We start from the raw sequence: 15,710 nt of genomic DNA, 5'->3' as shown, positions 1-15,710 counted from the left end.
GCCCGTAGGGTGGTGCGCATGGCCGATCCCGAGCTTGTCCGATTCACCCTCGACAACGGTCTGCGCGTGGTGCTCGCGCCCGACGCGACCGCTCCGGTGGTGGGTGTCAGCGTCCACTACGACGTGGGCTTCCGTTCCGAGCCCGAAGGGCGCACCGGTTTCGCGCACCTCTTCGAGCATTTGATGTTCCAGGGGAGCGAGAGCCTGGAGAAGCTCGCGCACTTCCGGTACGTCCAGTCGAGTGGTGGGAGCTTCAACGGTTCCACCCATCCGGACTACACGGACTACTTCGAGGTGCTCCCCGCCGCGGCTCTCGAGCGCGCCCTGTTCCTCGAAGCGGACAGGATGCGGGCGCCGAAGCTGACGCAGGAGAACCTGGCCAACCAGATCGACGTGGTCAAGGAGGAGATCCGCCTCAACGTGCTGAACCGGCCGTACGGCGGGTTCCCGTGGATCACGCTCCCGCCGGTGCTGTACTCGACGTTCCCCAACGCGCACAACGGTTACGGCGGTTTCGAGGACCTCGAACAGGCCACCATCGACGACTGCGCGGCCTTCTTCGACACCTACTACTCGCCCGCGAACGCGGTGCTGACCGTCGCCGGTGACTTCACCGTCGAGCAGGCCCGCGAGCTGATCGAGAAGCACTTCGGCGACGTGCCGCACCGGCCCGCGCCCGAGCGTCCCTCGTTCGCCGAGCCCGCCCCCGACGGTGAGCTGCGCGGCGAGCAGATCGATCAGCACGCCCCACTGCCCGCGATCGGCATCGGCTACCGCATGCCGGATCCGATCAACGACCTCGACGGCTACCTGGCGAACCTCGTGCTCGCCGGCGTGCTGTCCGACGGCGACGGCTCCCGGTTGCAGCAGCGCATGGTGCACCGCGAGCCGCTGGTCGTCGACATCGGCGCGGGCGCCGGGCTGTTCGGCCCGTTCGAGGCCCGTGACCCGGACACGTTCACCATCACCGCGATCCACCCGCACGAGGTGAGCACCGAACAGGTGCTCGCCGCGCTGGACGAGGAGCTGGAGAAGCTGGCGGCCACGCCGCCGGAGGAGCAGGAACTCAAGAAGGTCACCGCGCGCTGGGCCGCGAGCCTGCACTCCGAGCACGACAAGCTGGTGTCCCGCACGCTCGCCCTCGGCTCGTTCGAGCTGCTGTACGGCGACGCGTCGCTGGTGTACCGGCTCGCCGAGAAGATGTCGGCGGTCACCGGTGAAGCCGTCTCGGCGGCGGCGAAGGCGCTGCGGCCGGACTCGCGCGCCGTCCTCGTCGTCCGTCCCGGCAGCGGCAGTGTCGAATCCGAGCAGGAAGGTACCGAGCAGTGAGCGCACCGCACCGCACCGCCGAGGAGATCGGCCGCACGGCCGCCGGGCCCCGTCCGGTCCCGTCGCTGGGGACGCAGCGCGCCGCCGCCGATCTGTCCCATGTGGACACCACGCTGAGCAACGGCCTGCGGGTGCTCGCCGTCCGCAAGGCCACCGTGCCGCTGGTCGAGCTGCGGGTGTGGATCCCGTTCGCCGGCGAAGACGCGCTGCACCCGGCGACCGCCGAAGTGCTGGCCGAGACCCTGCTGACCGGCACCGCCCGCCGCGACCGCATCGAAATCGACGCGGATCTGGCCCTGATCGGTGGTGACCTGGGGTCCGGTGTCGACCCGGAGCGGCTGTCCATCTCCGGTACCTCGCTGGCCGAGGGCCTGCCGACGATGCTCGACGTCCTCGCCGACGCGCTCACCGGCGCGTCGTACGCCGACGCCGAGGTCGCGCGGGAACGCGAACGGCTGATCGAGCGGATCGCCGTCTCCCGCACCCAGCCGAGGACGATCGCCCGCGAGGCGCTGCAGAAGCACCGCTACGGGAACCACCCCGCGGTCCGCGAGGTCCCGCAGGCCGAAGACGTCGCCGTCGTGACGCCGGAGCAGGTGCGCGCGCTGCACCAGGCCTCGGTGCTGCCGCGCGGATCCGTGCTGGTGCTCGTCGGTGACATCGACCCGCAGACCGTCATCGGCGACCTGGAGAAGGCTCTCGGCGGCTGGGCTTCGGACCGCTCCGCCGTCCGCCTGCCCGCGCTGCCCGACCTCACCGGCGGCAACGTCCTGCTGGTACCGCGGGCCGGTGCCGTGCAGTCGCAGATCCGGCTGTCCGCGCAGACCGTGCCGCGCACGGACCCGAGGTACGCCGCTTTGCAGCTGGCGAACCTCGCGTACGGCGGATACTTCTCGTCGCGGCTGGTCGAGAACATCCGTGAGGACAAGGGTTACACCTACAGCGCGCACTCCGGCTTCGAGTTCACGGACCAGACCGCCGTGGTGAACGTCGACGCGGACACCGCGACCGACGCGACCGCCGCCGCGCTCCTGGAGACGCGCTACGAGCTGGCCAGGCTCGGTCTCGTGCCGCCGACCGCCGACGAGGTCGAGTCGGTCCGGCAGTACGCGATCGGCTCGCTGGTCACGTCGGCGTCGTCGCAGGCGGGCCTCGCCGCGCAGCTGGCCGCGCTCGCCGCGACCGGACTGGGCGCCGAATGGCTCGCCGAGCACCCGGCCCGGCTCGCCGCGGTCACCGCCGAGGACGTGGCGAACGCCGCGCTGGAGTTCTTCGCGCCCCAGCGGTTCACCGGGGTCGTCGTCGGCGACGCCGACGTCCTCGCGCCGAAGCTGAAGGCACTGGGCGACGTGACCGTCGGGGAGCCCACCTGATGGAGACGCCGTTCGGGTTAGGGGCGCTCCCGACGCTTTCGCGCTCCACGGCGGACCGTCAGGAATCCTTGCGCACCAACCCGGACAGGCTCGCGGAGCGCTGGCCGGACGCGCGTGTCGTACTGCTCGACGAGCACGCGCGCACCCCGGTGGTGGAGGGTTCCGGCTCGCTCGCGACCCGCAAGACGCAGGACTTCGGCGCCGAGCCGCCCGCCGACGCGATCTTCCTGGGGGAGTGGCAGGGCACCGACTACTGGTCGTTGCCCGGCCGCCCCGCGGGGGAGACCGAGACCGTCGAAATGGCGGGGAGCTGGGGCGTCATCGAAGAGGTCCCGCGGCACGAAGGCGAGATCTGGGTCGACCTGCGCGGCTACGGTGACCTGCTCGACGACGCGTCGGCGGGGCTGTTCACCACCGCGCAGGCGCTGCTGAACTGGCGTCGGCAGGCGAAGTTCTGCACGCGCTGCGGGAGCCCGGTCGAGGTGGTCCAGCTGGGCTGGGCGAGCAAGTGCACCGGCTGCGGCCGGGAGGAGTACCCGCGCACCGACCCCGCCGTCATCTGCCTCGTGCACGACGAAGCCGGCGTCAACGGCGAGCACGTCCTGCTGGCGCGGCAGCCGATCTGGCCGGAGAACCGGTACTCGATCCTCGCCGGTTTCGTCGAGGCGGGGGAGTCGCTCGAAGGCTGTGTCGAGCGGGAGATCCGCGAAGAGGTCGGCGTCGACGTGCGCGACGTGCGCTATCTCGGCAGCCAGCCGTGGCCGTTCCCGCGGTCGATCATGCTCGGTTTCACCGCGCGGGCCGACATCTCTTCGACGATCGTGCCCGCCGAGGGCGAGATCGAAGAGGCGTTCTGGGTTTCGCGCTCGGAGGTGCGGGCCGCTTTCGCGAACAGCCAGCTGCGGAACGCGGGCGCCGTGCCGACCCCGATCGCCGGTGGCACGCGGCAGCTGGTGCTGCCGGGGAACTCGTCGATCGCGCGCGTCATGTTGGCGGCTTGGGCAGGCGTCTGACCCCGGGCGTCCCCGTACGCGAGTGCAATGAAAGGCCCGTTACTTGCAAAATTTGCAAGTAACGGGCCTTTCATTGCGTCCGGACCGTATCCATCCGCGGCGACCCTCCGCATCGGTACGTATACCCACTGTGCGAAACACGGCAAGCGTTACCTCCCCGTTTCCCAGGCCCGTTGACGGCTGTGGTTCGGCTCACTACAGTCCCCGGAAACCGTCTGTAAAGTTTCCTAACGAAGTCGGGAGCGAGCCCCAGTGCGAGCCGGTAGTCCGCGAATGCTGCGCGAGATCAACGATCGCGCGGCCATCGAGGTCCTCCTCAGGGACGGCCCGCTGACGCGCTCCGAGCTCGAGGTCGCGATCGGCCTGTCGAAGCCCGCGACGGCGCAGTTGCTCACCCGCCTCGAACAGGACGACGTCGTCGCCAAGGCGGGCGTGCGCGGTGGGGGCCGTGGGCCGAGGGCGCAGCTCTGGCAGGTCAACGGCGGTGTCGCCTACGTCGCGGCCGTGGACCTGACGCCCCAGAAGGCCGACTTCGTCGTCGCCGACGTCACGGGTGCGGTGCTCGCGGAGTACCAGGTCCCGCTGCCGGTTCACGAGGGCGCGGACGTCGTCGGCACCTTCGGCGCGGCGCTCACCCACGTCGCCGGTCAAGCCGAGCTCGCCGCCACCGACCTCCGTCACGTGGTCATCGGCGCGCAGGGCGCGTTCGACCCGCGCACCGGGCTGCTCTCGTCGGCACCGCACATCCCAGGTTGGCTCGGCTTCGACGTGCCGACCAGGCTCAGCGAGGAACTCGGCGTCGGCGTCACCATCGAGAACGACGTCAACCTCGTCGCGATCGTGGAGATGACCGTCGGCCAGGCCGTCGGTCTCGACGACTTCGTGATGATCTGGCTCAGCGACGGCGTCGGCGGCGCGGTGGTGGTCGGGCGGCGGCTGCTGCGCGGCGCGACCGGCGGTGGCGGCGAGATCGACTGGATGCGTGTCCCCGACCCGGTTTCCGTCACCACGCCGGGTACCAAACCTCGCGCCGGAGACCGTTTCGGTGACCTCGTCGCGTCACCCGCCGTCGTCGCGCTGGCCGCCGCGCACGGCATCGAAGCCGAGGACGGCGCGGACGCCGTCGCCAAGGCGCGGCAAAACGACGACCAAGCCTTCCTCGACGACCTCGCCCGCCGTGTCGCGAGTGGCGCGGCCGGGCTGATCGCGGTCGTCGACCCCGAACTCGTGCTTCTTTCCGGTGACACCAGCCGGGCCGGTGGCGACGAATTCGCCGCGCTGGTGGCGAAAAGGCTGCACGAGCTCGTCCTGCCCCGCACCCCCGTCGGGGTGGCTTCGGTGCAGGGCAACGCGGTGCGCGCGGGCGCGCTCCAGTCGGCGCTCGCCACCGTTCGCAGGGACGTCTTCGGCGTCAACACCCCTTCGCTCCTCGGGCCCCGCAGGTCCGGGGCGGGAGAGCCCGGTCAGCTCGCGGCGATCCCCGAATCACGAACAGAACCACCGTCTCCCGCCCCAACCAATTAGGAGGAGGGTCATGAGTTCCACGACCCAGGTTCGGAGAAGTGGCCGCCGTTGGCGCGGCTCGATAGTGCTCGGCGCGGTCACCGTCGCCGCACTGGTGTCCGCTTGTTCGGGCGCCGCAAGCGGCCCGAACAGTGGTTCGGGTGACCCGGCGGCCGCCCCCGCCTCGGACGCGAAGCTCACGCTGACCGTCTACAGCAAGTTCACCGACCGCGAGTACAACGTGGTCACCGCCGGGCTCAACAAGCTCAAGGCGAAGTTCCCGAACATCGAGATCAAGCACGAAGGCCAGCAGGACGACGACAAGATCACCCAGTCCATCCGCGGTGGCAACCCGCCGGACGTGGCGATCTCGTTCTTCACCGACAACCTCGGCGCCTGGTGTTCCACGGGCAGCTTCCAGGATCTGAAGCCCTACATCGATCGCGACAAGATCGACCTGACGCAGATCCCGGACGCCGTCCGCAGCTACACCGAGTTCCAGGGCAAGCGCTGCGCCATGCCGCTGCTCGCCGACGTCTACGGCTTCTACTACAACAAGGAGATGTTCGCGGCGAAGGGCGTCACCTCGCCGCCGAAGACGACCTCGGAACTGTTCGAGGCCACCAAGAAGCTGACCGAGTTCAACCCGGACGGCTCGATCAAGGTCGCCGGCTTCCTGCCGTCGATGCCGTTCTACGCCAACTACGCGCAGTACTGGGCCCCGAACTTCGGCGCCACCTACCTCGGCCCCGACGGGCAGTCCCACCTGGCCGACAGCCCCGAGTGGAAGTCGATGTTCGACTTCCAGAAGCAGCTCGTCGACTTCTACGGCGGCCACGCCAAGGTCGAGCAGTTCAAGGCCGGTCTCGGCGAGGAATACTCGGCGGACCACGGTTTCCAGCGGGGCAAGCTCGCGATGATGATCGACGGCGAGTACCGCACCGCGTTCATCAAGGACCAGGCGCCGGAACTGAAGTTCGGCACCGCGGCCCCTCCGGTGCTCGACAGCAAGCCGGACCGTTACGGCGGCGCGTTCACCACGGGCACGATCATCGCGATCCCCAAGGGCGCCAAGAACCCCGGTGCCGCTTGGGAACTGATCAAGCAGGTCACCCTCGACACGTCGACGCTCGTCGAGCTGTCGAACGGGCTCAAGAACGTGCCGAGCACCAAGGCCGCGCTGACCGACCCGAAGCTCGAGGTCACGCCCGAGTTCAAGACGTTCCTCGATCTGTACAACGGCGGGAAGCTGCTTCCCAACCCGTCGACCCCGATCGGCGACGCGCACCTCAAGGCGGTCAACGACTTCGCGGAGAAGTGGCAGGCGGGCAACATCCCCGACATGACCGCGGGTCTCAAGCAGGTCGACGCTCAGATCAACGACGAGCTGGCCCAGAAACGCGCCGGCGGCTGATCGCATGACATCGACCCTGGAGTCCAGGGCGGTCGGTTCCCCTTCCGCGTCCACCCGGACGCGGAAGGGGAACGCGGCGCGCCGCCGTCGGACGGTCTTCTACTTCATCGCACCGGCGATGCTCGGGTTCCTGATCTTCTTCGGCTACCCGCTGATCGCCACGGTGTACTACTCGTTCACCCGCTACGACCTGATCAACGCGCCGGAATTCGTCGGCTTCGACAACTACATCCGGATGTTCACCAGTGAGCCGCTGGTCGGCACCGCCGCGTACAACACGCTGTGGCTGGTGATCGTCCTGACGTTCTGCCGCGTGGTGTTCGCCCTCGGCACGGCGTCGATCATCTCCCGGCTCAAGTCGGGTGTCGGCCTGGTGCGGACGCTCTGCTACCTGCCCTCGCTGGCCCCGCCCGCCGCGGCGACCCTGGCGTTCGTGTTCCTGTTCAACCCGGAATACGGCCCGGTCAACGCGTTCCTGAGCGCGGTCGGCATCGACGGCGGACTGTGGTTCAACGACCCGGCGATGTCGAAGCCCGCGCTGACCCTGCTCGTGATGTGGGGTTCGGGCGAGCTGATGATCATCATCCTGGCGGCGCTGCTCGACGTGCCGCAGGAGCAGTACGAGGCCGCCGAACTCGACGGCGCCGGTCCGGTCCGCCGGTTCTGGCACGTCACGCTCCCGTCGATCTCGCCGGTGCTGTTGTTCGGTGTCGTCAACTCGATGATCTTCGCGCTGCAGTTCTTCACCCAGGCGATCGTCGCGGGTTCGGCGGCCGCCGGAGCGGCGGACGTCGCGGGCAACACGAGATTCATCGGCGCACCACAGAACTCGACGCTGACCTATCCGGTCTGGCTGTACGTCCAGGGTTTCCGGTACTTCAACATGGGTTACGCGGCGGCGATGGCGGTCCTGCTGTTCATCGTTTCGGCCGGGTTCACCTGGATTCTCGTGCGGCAGCTTCGCAAGTCCCAGCATCAGGAGGAGGGCGGATGACCACACTGGCCGAGCCCCGGCACGCGGCCCCGGCGTCCGAACCGCCGAAGGTGCGGGTGCGGCGCCAATGGGACAAGAAGCTCTATTGGATCGCGACGCACAGCCTGGGGATCGCGATGGGCGTGATCTTCATGCTGCCCATCCTGTTCGTCTTCCTCACCGCGGTGATGTCCAGCGACCAGGCGCTTTCGTCGAACTTCTGGCCGAAGGAATGGCACTTCGAGAACTTCATCGAGGTGTTCGAAAAGGCGCCGCTGTTGCAGTACTTCGGCAACAGCATGCTCTATTCGTCGCTGGCCACCCTCGGGGCGCTCGTTTCGGCGATCCCGGCGGCGTACGCGCTTTCCAAGCTGAAGTTCCGCGGGCAGAACCTGTTCTTCATGCTCACCGTGGCCGCGATGATGCTGCCCCCGCAGGTCACCGTCGTGCCGCTGTACGACCTGTGGGTGCGGCTCGGGTTCACCGGGACGCTGGTTCCGCTGATCGTGCCGTACTTCTTCTTCGACGCGTTCTCGATCTTCCTGCTGCGGCAGTTCTTCCTCACCATTCCGAAGGACTATCTCGAAGCGGCGAAGATCGACGGCTGCAACGAGTTCCAGACGATGATCAAGGTGCTCATCCCGATGGCGAAGCCGGGGATCGCGGCCACCGCGATGTTCTGCTTCCTGTTCACCTGGAACGACTACTTCGGTCCGCTGCTCTACACCGGTGAGACCCGCGACAGCTGGCCGCTTTCGCTGGCGATCGCGTCGTTCCGCGGGATGCACCACGTGGAATGGAACCTCACCATGGCGGCCACCGCGCTGATCATGCTGCCGGTGATCGTGCTGTTCGTGTTCGCGCAGAAGTCCTTCGTCAAGGGCGTCACATTCACAGGGGTCAAGGGATGAAACTCGCAGTCGTCGGTGGTGGGTCCACTTACACACCCGAGCTGATCGACGGGATCGCCGGACGGCGGTCCACTTTGGACGTCGACGAGATCGTGCTGATCGATCCGGACGCGTACCGGGTGGAAGCGGTCGGGGACTTCAGCAACCGGTTGCTGAGCCACGCCGGGCATCCGGCGCGGGTCCGCACCACCGCCAATCTCGAAGAAGGCGTCGAGGGCGCGTCGGCGGTGCTGATCCAGTTGCGGGTCGGCGGCCAGCGCGCGCGGCGCGGGGACGAGACGTTCCCACACGCCTGTGGCTGTGTCGGGCAGGAGACCACGGGCGCGGGCGGCCTCGCGAAGGCGCTGCGCACGGTGCCGGTGGTGCTCGACATCGCCGACAGGGTAAGGAAAATCGCCGGTGACGACACCTGGATCGTCAACTTCACCAACCCGGTCGGCATCGTCACCCGCGCGCTGCTGAACGAGGGCCACCGCGCCGTCGGGCTGTGCAACGTCGCGATCCACCTCCAGCGCACGTTCGCGCACCTGCTCGGTGCGGGTGTCGACGACGTCAAGCTCGTGCACACCGGGCTCAATCACCTGAGCTGGGAACGGAAGGTGCTCGTCAACGGCGAGGACCGCCTGCCGGAACTCCTGGCGGAGCACGCGGAATTCCTCGGTGAGCACGTCACCGCGCCGGTCGAGTGGATGCGGCGGATGAACGTCGTGCCGTCGTACTACCTGAAGTACTACTACGGGCACGACGAGCAGGTCACCAAGCAGCGCACCGAGCGGCCGCGTGCGGACGTCGTCAGCGACGTCGAGGAGGAACTGCTCAAGGTGTACCTCGACCCGGCGGTGGTGACCAAGCCGGAGCAGCTCGAAAAGCGGGGCGGCGCTTACTATTCCGAGGCCGCGGTGCAGCTCGTGCACGCGCTCACCTCCGGCGGGCCCGCGGAGGAGCACGTCGTCAACGTCCGCAACGAAGGCACTTTCGACTTCCTGCCGGACGACGCCGTCATCGAGGTTCCGTCCCTTGTGGACGGCAACGGCCCCCGCCCGATCCCGCAGCCGCCGGTGGAGCAGCGGTTCGCCGGGCTCATCGCCGGAGTGACCTCGTACGAGCACCTCGCGCTGGAGGCGGCGATCAAGGGCGGCCGTGACCGGGTGGCGGACGCGCTGCTGGCGCATCCGCTGATCGGCCAGTACACCAAGGCCGACCAGCTCGCGGACACACTGGTGCAGGTCAATCGCCAGTTCCTGCCGTGGGCCGGGGCATGACGGCGGGCTCACGGGACGTCGTCGTCGCGATCGACGGCGGCAACAGCAAGACCGACGTCCTGATCGTCTCCCGCGACGGGCGGGTGCTCGGGCAGTCGCGGGGGCCGGGCGCGTCGCCGCAGAACATCGGGGTCGACGGCAGCGTCACCGCGTTGGAGAAGCTGGTCCTGGAGGCCTTTCGCGGGGCAGGGCTTCCCGACGAACGCCCGTTCGCGACGCATACGTCGGCCTATCTCGCGGGGCTGGACTTCCCGGAGGAGGAAGAGGTCCTGCACGCGGCGCTGGCCGCGCGCGGCTGGAGCGACACGCTGATCGTCGGCAACGACACGCTCGCGCTGTTGCGCGCGGGCAGTTCCGACGGGAACGGCGTGGCGGTGGTGTGCGGTGCCGGGATCAACGGCGCCGGCATCAGCGCCGACGGTCGTGAGCACCGTTTTCCGGCGCTGGGCAAGATCTCCGGCGACTGGGGCGGCGGCTACCGGCTCGGCGAGGAGGCCTTGTGGTGGGCTGTCCGCGCCGAGGACGGCCGAGGTCCCGGGACGGCTTTGCAGGCGGCCGTCGCCGCGCACTTCAAGGCATCGACGGTGCTGGAAGTGGTGCGGCGCCTGCACTTCGAGGATCTGCACTCCGACGCGATCCACGGCCTGTGCCCGCTGCTGTTCGCCGTCGCGGCGGACGGTGACGAGGTGGCGCAGGACGTGGTCGGCCGGTTCGTCGAGGAGGTCGCCGTGCTGGTCGCGGTCATCCTGCGGCGGCTGGAACTGACCGAGGAGACGCCCGAGGTCATCCTCGGCGGGGGAGTGCTGACCGGGGTCGGCGCGCAGGTTATCGCGGAGATCGAGCGGCGGTGCCTGAAGGTGGCCCCGCGCGCTTCGATCAGCGTCGTCGACGTCGCCCCCGTGGTCGGCGCGGCGTTGTTCGCCCTGGACACCATCGGTGCCCCCGACACCGCCAAGGTCGCTCTCAAGGCTGCGACCAAGCGGGTCTAGGGAGAGCTGAAGGGGCCTTTCACCGCATGCGATGCGGTGAAAGGCCCCTTCGTGGCGTCCGATGCGGGGAAAGTCCCCTTCAGCTCAGGAGGCGGCCGGGACCAGCGGCTCGTCGGTCTCCAGCAGCGACTTGAGGTCGGACAGGATCCAGGCCCAGCCACCACCGGCGTTCTCGCCCGGTCCGGCGTTGACGTCCTCCTGCGAGCCGTTGACCAGCGCGGCCGTCGTCGGCGCGTCGGTGACGTCGTGGGTGACGGTCAGCCGGGTGCCCGCGGTCTTCGTCTCTTCGATCTCGTAGGTGAGCTTGGTGTACGGCTCCTTGTCGAAGGCCGGGTCCATCTGCAGCTTCCAGGTGATGACCAGCTTGCGCGGTGGGTCGACTTCCAGGACCTCACCGTCGACGAGGTCGTTCTTGAACCCGGCGTCGACGTAGTCCTGCGTGGGGTGGGTGGCGTGCTTGCCACCCGGCCGCAGGTCGTAGTCGACCAGGCCGGTGTACCCGTACTTCTGTGACCACTCGGGCTTCGTGATGGCGTCCCAGATCTTCTCCGGGGTGGCTTTGATGTAGACGCGGTAAACCTGGGTGTCGGTCATGACGGCTCCTCAGTTTCGGGTTCCGGGGCTTCGAGTTCGGCTTTGAGGTCGAGCAACGCGGTCACGGTGCGCTCCGTGAACTTGTCGATCCACCGGTCGTGGATCTGCCGGATCGGGACCGGGTTGAGGAAATGCCGCTTCTCGCGGCCCTCCTTGCGCGTGACGACAAGTCCGGCTTCTTCCAGCAGTTTCAAATGCTTCATCACACCGAACCGGCTCATGTCCACTTCGGACTCGAGTTCGGTCAGCGTGCTGCCGTCACGCGCGAACAGCTGGTCGAGCAGGAACCGGCGAGTCGGATCCGCCAGGGCCTTGAAAACCAGGTCGTCGTCGGGCACGAGGGAAGAATAGGTGACCAAAAGGTCACGTGTCAACCGGTGACTTCGCTACAGGAGGGCGCCCAGCGGCAGGATCAGCGCGATCGCGGTCACGGAGATGAGCGTCTCCATGATCGACCAGCTCTTCAAGGTCTGCCCGACCGAAAGCCCGAAGTACTCCTTGACCAGCCAGAACCCGGCGTCGTTGACGTGGGAGAAGAACAGTGAACCGGCGCCGATCGCCAGCACCAGGAGCGCGCTGTGCGACGGGTCCATGGTCGCCGCGAGCGGCGCCACGATTCCGGCGGCGGAGACGGTCGCGACCGTCGCGGAGCCGGTGGCGAGCCGGATCGCGACCGCGACCAGCCAGCCGAGCAGCAGCGGCGACAGGTTCGCGCCGGTCGCCAGGCCGGTGATGACGTTGCCGACCCCGGCGTCGACCAGGGTCTGCTTGAACCCGCCGCCCGCGCCGACGATGAGCAGGATGCCCGCGATCGGCGGGAGCGAATCGGCCACCGTGGACGACAGCTTGTCGCGCGTGAAACCCGCGGATTTGCCCAGCGTGAGCATGCCGACCAGGACCGCGGCGAGCAGTGCCACCAGCGGGTCGCCGATGAAGTCGAGCACGCGGCGGACGTGGTTCTCCTTGTCCAGCAGGATGTCCGCGAGCGCCTTGCCCATCATCAGCACGACCGGCAGCAGCACGGTGGACAGCGTCGCGAGGAAGCCGGGGCGCCGTCCTTCGTCGTTCGACGACTCCGGGACGAGCCGTTCCGGCGCGACGGCGTCCGGGACCATCTTCGCGGCCAGCCTGCCGAACAGCGGTCCGGCGATGATCACCGTCGGGATCGCGACGAGCAGGCCGAAGGCCAGGGTGAGGCCGATGTTCGCGTTCAGCGCGCCCGCGGCGGCGAGCGGCCCGGGATGCGGCGGGACGAGGCCGTGCAGCACCGAAAGCCCCGCGAGCGCCGGAATACCCAGCAGCAGCAACGGTTTCCCGGTGCGCTTGGCGACCAGCAAGATCACCGGGATCAGCATGACCAGGCCGATCTCGAAGAACATCGGCAGCCCGATCAGCGCGGCGACCAGCGCCATCGCCCACGGGAGCGTGCGATTGCCCGCGCGGCGCAGGATGGTGTCGACGATCTGGTCCGCGCCGCCGGAGTCGGCGAGCAGTTTGCCCAGCATCGCGCCGAGCGCGATCAGCACGCCGACCGAGGCGACGGTGGAGCCGACGCCGGAACTGAAGCTCTTGATCAGCTTGTCCACCGGCATGCCCCCGACGAGCCCGAGCACGCCGGAACCGAGGATGAGGGCCAGGAACGGATGCTGTTTCGCCTTGGTGATCAGGACGACGATCACGGCGATGGCGAGCACCGTCGCGCCGATGAGGCGCGTGTCGTGCCCGGTCCAGGAGGCGGCGAGAGTGGTGGTCATCAGCGGTCCTTGAAGGCGGCGAGGGTGGTGTCGACGATCTCTTCCGGCTTCTTCGCGATGTCGGCGACGAGCCCGAACTCGTCCGGCTGCAACGGTTCGAGGTCGGCGAGCTGGGAGTCCAAAAGGGACACCGGCATGAAGTGGCCGGAGCGCGTCTTCATCCGGTCGGCGAGCAGGGCGCGATCGCCGTGCAGATGCAGGAACCAGACGTCGCCGCCGCTGCGCAGGACGTCGCGGTAGCGGTACTTGAGCGCGGAGGAGGTGACGACGCCGCCCGAGTCCTGGTGGTCCCGGATCCAGCCGGCGATGGCCTCGAGCCACGGCTGCCGGTCTTCGTCGTTCAGCGGGTGGCCGGAACTCATCTTGTCGATGTTCGCCTGCGGATGGAACGTGTCCGCTTCGGCGTAGTCGACGCCGAGCCGGGCGGCCAGTTCGGTGCCCACCGTCGTCTTGCCCGAGCCGGAAACACCCATCACCACGATGACGGTCATCCGTACCTCCCACGTCGTTGTAGCCGGGACGAGTACAGCTCAAAAGTACTACTTAAGCAACATCAAGTACTACTTAATCGAATCAGAACGTTAAGGTCGCCTGGTGGGCAATGACAGGCATGCCGAAATGCTCGACGCGCTCGGCTCCGCGATCGCGAACGGGCAGCTGCCACCGGGTTCCGTGCTGCGCTCGGAGGAGCTCCAAGAGCGGTTCGGCGCGTCGCGCACGGTGGCGCGCGAGGTGGTGCGCGTCCTCGAAACGATGTGCCTGACCAGCAGCAAACGCCGGGTCGGGATGACCGTGCGCGAGCCGCGTGACTGGAACCATTACGACCCGAGGCTGCTCCGCTGGCAACTCGACGGATCCGAGCGGAAGACCGCGCTGCGCACGCTGACCGAGTTGCGCTCCGGCGTCGAACCGTGTGCGGCCCGGTTCGCGGCGCTGCGTGCGACGCCCGAAGAAGGCGGCCGTCTCCGGGCTTTGGCGAAGCGACTGGAAGAGACGGCGCACCAGCGAGATCTCGCGACCTTTCTGGGGCACGATGTCGCATTCCATGATCTTCTGCTGACCGCGTCGCGGAATCCGATGTTCGCGCAGCTTTCCGCCGTCGTCGCCGAAGTGCTCGCCGGGCGCACGGGGCACGGGCTGATGCCCGAGGAACCGCAGCCCGAGGCCGTCGCGCTGCACGTCGAGGTCGCGGCCGCCGTCGACGCCGGTGACCCTGACCGGGCCGAACGCGCGATGCGGGACATCGTCATCCAGGCGCGTGACGAGATGGCCGCCCTTCTGGACGGATGATGTTCGAGTAACCTCTGCAGGTCTTCGAGGGAACTGCATGCGGGGGGCGACGGTGAGCGCGGCGCGCGCGATCGGCTTGGTGTTGGGGGTGGCCGCGGACGGGGCGATCGGGGATCCCCGGTCACGGCCTCCGGTGACGGCGTTCGCCAGGGCGGCTTCGGCGGTGGACGCGAAGGTCCGGTCGAAGCATCCGGCGGCCGGTCTGCTGTGGACCGGCGGTCTCGCGGGTTCCGCCGTGCTGGCGGGCGTCCTCGCCGAACGCGCCGGACGGCGCAGTCCCGTCCTTCAGGCGACCACGACCGCGGTGACCACCTGGGCCGTGCTCGGCGCCGCCGGTCTGGCCGCGCACGGTACTTCGCTGGCGCGGGATCTCGAAGAAGGCGACCTCGAGACCGCGCGCGGCACACTGTCCACACTGGACCCCCGCGTCGCCGACGACCTCGGCGTCATCGGCCTTTCGCGCGCCTCGGTGGAGACGCTCGCCGAGAACACCGCGGACGTCGTCATCGCGCCGCTGGTGTGGGGAGCCCTGGCGGGCGCGCCCGGCCTGCTCGGCTCGCGCGCGATCAGCCTGCTGCGCGGCCTCGGCCGGGGACGCTCCGAGCGGTACCGCTGGTTCGTCGCGCGGCTGGACGAAATCGTCCATCTCGTGCCGACGCGGGTCGCGGCCGGGCTGACCGTGCTCGCCGCACCGGTCGTCGGTGGTTCGGCGGGCGGCGCGTGGCGGGCGTGGCGACGGGACACGACCGCGCACCCGAGCCCGAACGCGGGGCGCGTCGAAGCCGCGTTCGCCGGGGCGCTGGAGATCCGGGTCGGCGGGCGGACGGTGTACCCGCACGGGGTCGAGGAACTGCCGGTGCTCGGCATCGGCCGGAACCCGGACGCCGGTCACGTGACGCGGGCCGTGGAGCTTTCGCGGGTGGTCGGCTGGCTGGGCGCGATCAGCTCGGTGGTGCTGGCCGTCCTGGTCGGCCTGCGGCGACGGCGCTGACCTGGCTGCGGGAGCGCTGACCTGCGGGGCGGGAGCAAGGGACCTTTGCTATCGCTTGGGTCTCTGACCTGCGGAAAGAGTCTCGATCCGCTCTTGGGCGCCGCCCTTCACGTACGTGAAGGCTTCTTCCTTGCGTGAGGCGCCAGAGTCTCGGCAAGGTCGGCTATCCGCACGTGTCAGGTGCGACTGTTCATAGAGGGCTGCAGGACGGGTTCTGATGCCCGATTAGAGCGCTTTGCGTGGTTTTCGGGGTGGTCGTGAGTGATAAGAAGCGTTAGAGCGACACTTACCGCTCACGACCACCCCGAAACCGC

The 15,710-nt window shown here is 68.7% G+C and carries 15 protein-coding genes; 11 read left to right on the top strand and 4 right to left on the bottom strand.

Features of this window, described 5'->3' with window-relative positions:
- Positions 1-18 precede the first annotated feature (18 nt).
- The 9 genes from ACLJPX_RS39570 to ACLJPX_RS39530 all read left to right on the top strand — a co-directional run bounded on the left by ACLJPX_RS39570 (position 19) and on the right by ACLJPX_RS39530 (position 10,767).
- Positions 19-1,329: a M16 family metallopeptidase gene (locus ACLJPX_RS39570; RefSeq protein ID WP_410605377.1), complete on the top strand. Its 1,311-nt coding sequence runs from the start codon at positions 19-21 to the stop codon at positions 1,327-1,329.
- Positions 1,326-2,702, top strand: a complete 1,377-nt coding sequence (locus tag ACLJPX_RS39565) for a M16 family metallopeptidase (RefSeq protein WP_101612557.1) — start codon at positions 1,326-1,328, stop codon at positions 2,700-2,702. The genes ACLJPX_RS39570 and ACLJPX_RS39565 overlap by 4 nt, the downstream gene beginning before the upstream one ends.
- Positions 2,702-3,715 carry an NAD(+) diphosphatase gene (gene nudC / locus ACLJPX_RS39560; RefSeq protein WP_410605376.1) on the top strand — a complete coding sequence of 338 codons (1,014 nt, stop codon included), beginning with the start codon at positions 2,702-2,704 and terminating at the stop codon, positions 3,713-3,715. The genes ACLJPX_RS39565 and nudC overlap by 1 nt, the downstream gene beginning before the upstream one ends.
- Positions 3,716-3,988: 273 nt before the next feature.
- Entirely contained in the window at positions 3,989-5,239 is a 1,251-nt protein-coding gene (locus ACLJPX_RS39555; RefSeq protein WP_410605525.1) for an ROK family transcriptional regulator, read from the top strand.
- Between the two features lie 10 nt (positions 5,240-5,249).
- Positions 5,250-6,632: an extracellular solute-binding protein gene (locus ACLJPX_RS39550; protein WP_101612560.1), complete on the top strand. Its 1,383-nt coding sequence runs from the start codon at positions 5,250-5,252 to the stop codon at positions 6,630-6,632.
- A 4-nt stretch (positions 6,633-6,636) separates the two neighbouring features.
- Positions 6,637-7,626: a carbohydrate ABC transporter permease gene (locus tag ACLJPX_RS39545; protein ID WP_410605375.1), complete on the top strand. Its 990-nt coding sequence runs from the start codon at positions 6,637-6,639 to the stop codon at positions 7,624-7,626.
- Positions 7,623-8,516 (top strand): carbohydrate ABC transporter permease, encoded by an 894-nt coding sequence (locus ACLJPX_RS39540; RefSeq protein WP_410605374.1) that lies wholly within the window; start codon positions 7,623-7,625, stop codon positions 8,514-8,516. Before ACLJPX_RS39545 ends, ACLJPX_RS39540 begins: the two co-directional genes overlap by 4 nt.
- The gene (locus ACLJPX_RS39535; RefSeq protein WP_101612562.1) at positions 8,513-9,778 is read left to right on the top strand and encodes a 6-phospho-beta-glucosidase; all 1,266 of its coding nucleotides are present in this window, start codon (positions 8,513-8,515) and stop codon (positions 9,776-9,778) included. Before ACLJPX_RS39540 ends, ACLJPX_RS39535 begins: the two co-directional genes overlap by 4 nt.
- Positions 9,763-10,767, top strand: a complete 1,005-nt coding sequence (locus ACLJPX_RS39530) for an N-acetylglucosamine kinase (RefSeq protein ID WP_410605373.1) — start codon at positions 9,763-9,765, stop codon at positions 10,765-10,767. The genes ACLJPX_RS39535 and ACLJPX_RS39530 overlap by 16 nt, the downstream gene beginning before the upstream one ends.
- 84 nt (positions 10,768-10,851) lie before the next feature.
- On the opposite strand, the gene ACLJPX_RS39525 is transcribed toward ACLJPX_RS39530, so the two are convergent.
- The 4 genes from ACLJPX_RS39525 to ACLJPX_RS39510 are packed head-to-tail and all read right to left on the bottom strand — an operon-like array spanning position 10,852 to position 13,606.
- Entirely contained in the window at positions 10,852-11,361 is a 510-nt protein-coding gene (locus ACLJPX_RS39525) for an SRPBCC family protein (RefSeq protein WP_410605372.1), read from the bottom strand.
- A complete protein-coding gene (locus ACLJPX_RS39520) occupies positions 11,358-11,699 on the bottom strand; it encodes an ArsR/SmtB family transcription factor (RefSeq protein WP_410605371.1) in 342 nt (113 codons plus the stop codon). The genes ACLJPX_RS39525 and ACLJPX_RS39520 overlap by 4 nt, the downstream gene beginning before the upstream one ends.
- Positions 11,700-11,747: 48 nt before the next feature.
- A complete protein-coding gene (locus tag ACLJPX_RS39515; protein WP_101612564.1) occupies positions 11,748-13,115 on the bottom strand; it encodes a gluconate:H+ symporter in 1,368 nt (455 codons plus the stop codon).
- The gene (locus tag ACLJPX_RS39510) at positions 13,115-13,606 is read right to left on the bottom strand and encodes a gluconokinase (protein ID WP_410605370.1); all 492 of its coding nucleotides are present in this window, start codon (positions 13,604-13,606) and stop codon (positions 13,115-13,117) included. Before ACLJPX_RS39510 ends, ACLJPX_RS39515 begins: the two co-directional genes overlap by 1 nt.
- 127 nt (positions 13,607-13,733) lie before the next feature.
- Between ACLJPX_RS39510 and ACLJPX_RS39505 the strand changes: the two genes are divergently transcribed.
- On the top strand, positions 13,734-14,405 hold the full coding sequence (locus tag ACLJPX_RS39505) for a FadR/GntR family transcriptional regulator (protein ID WP_101612566.1): 672 nt from the start codon (positions 13,734-13,736) through the stop codon (positions 14,403-14,405).
- A 37-nt stretch (positions 14,406-14,442) separates the two neighbouring features.
- Positions 14,443-15,396 (top strand): cobalamin biosynthesis protein, encoded by a 954-nt coding sequence (locus ACLJPX_RS39500; protein ID WP_174720514.1) that lies wholly within the window; start codon positions 14,443-14,445, stop codon positions 15,394-15,396.
- Positions 15,397-15,710 lie beyond the last annotated feature (314 nt).

The sequence above is a fragment of the Amycolatopsis sp. lyj-90 genome, assembly GCF_046549035.1.
GTDB lineage: Bacteria > Actinomycetota > Actinomycetes > Mycobacteriales > Pseudonocardiaceae > Amycolatopsis.
The sequence above is the reverse complement of the archived record's forward strand: the minus strand, read 5'-3'. Positions and strand labels throughout refer to the sequence as shown.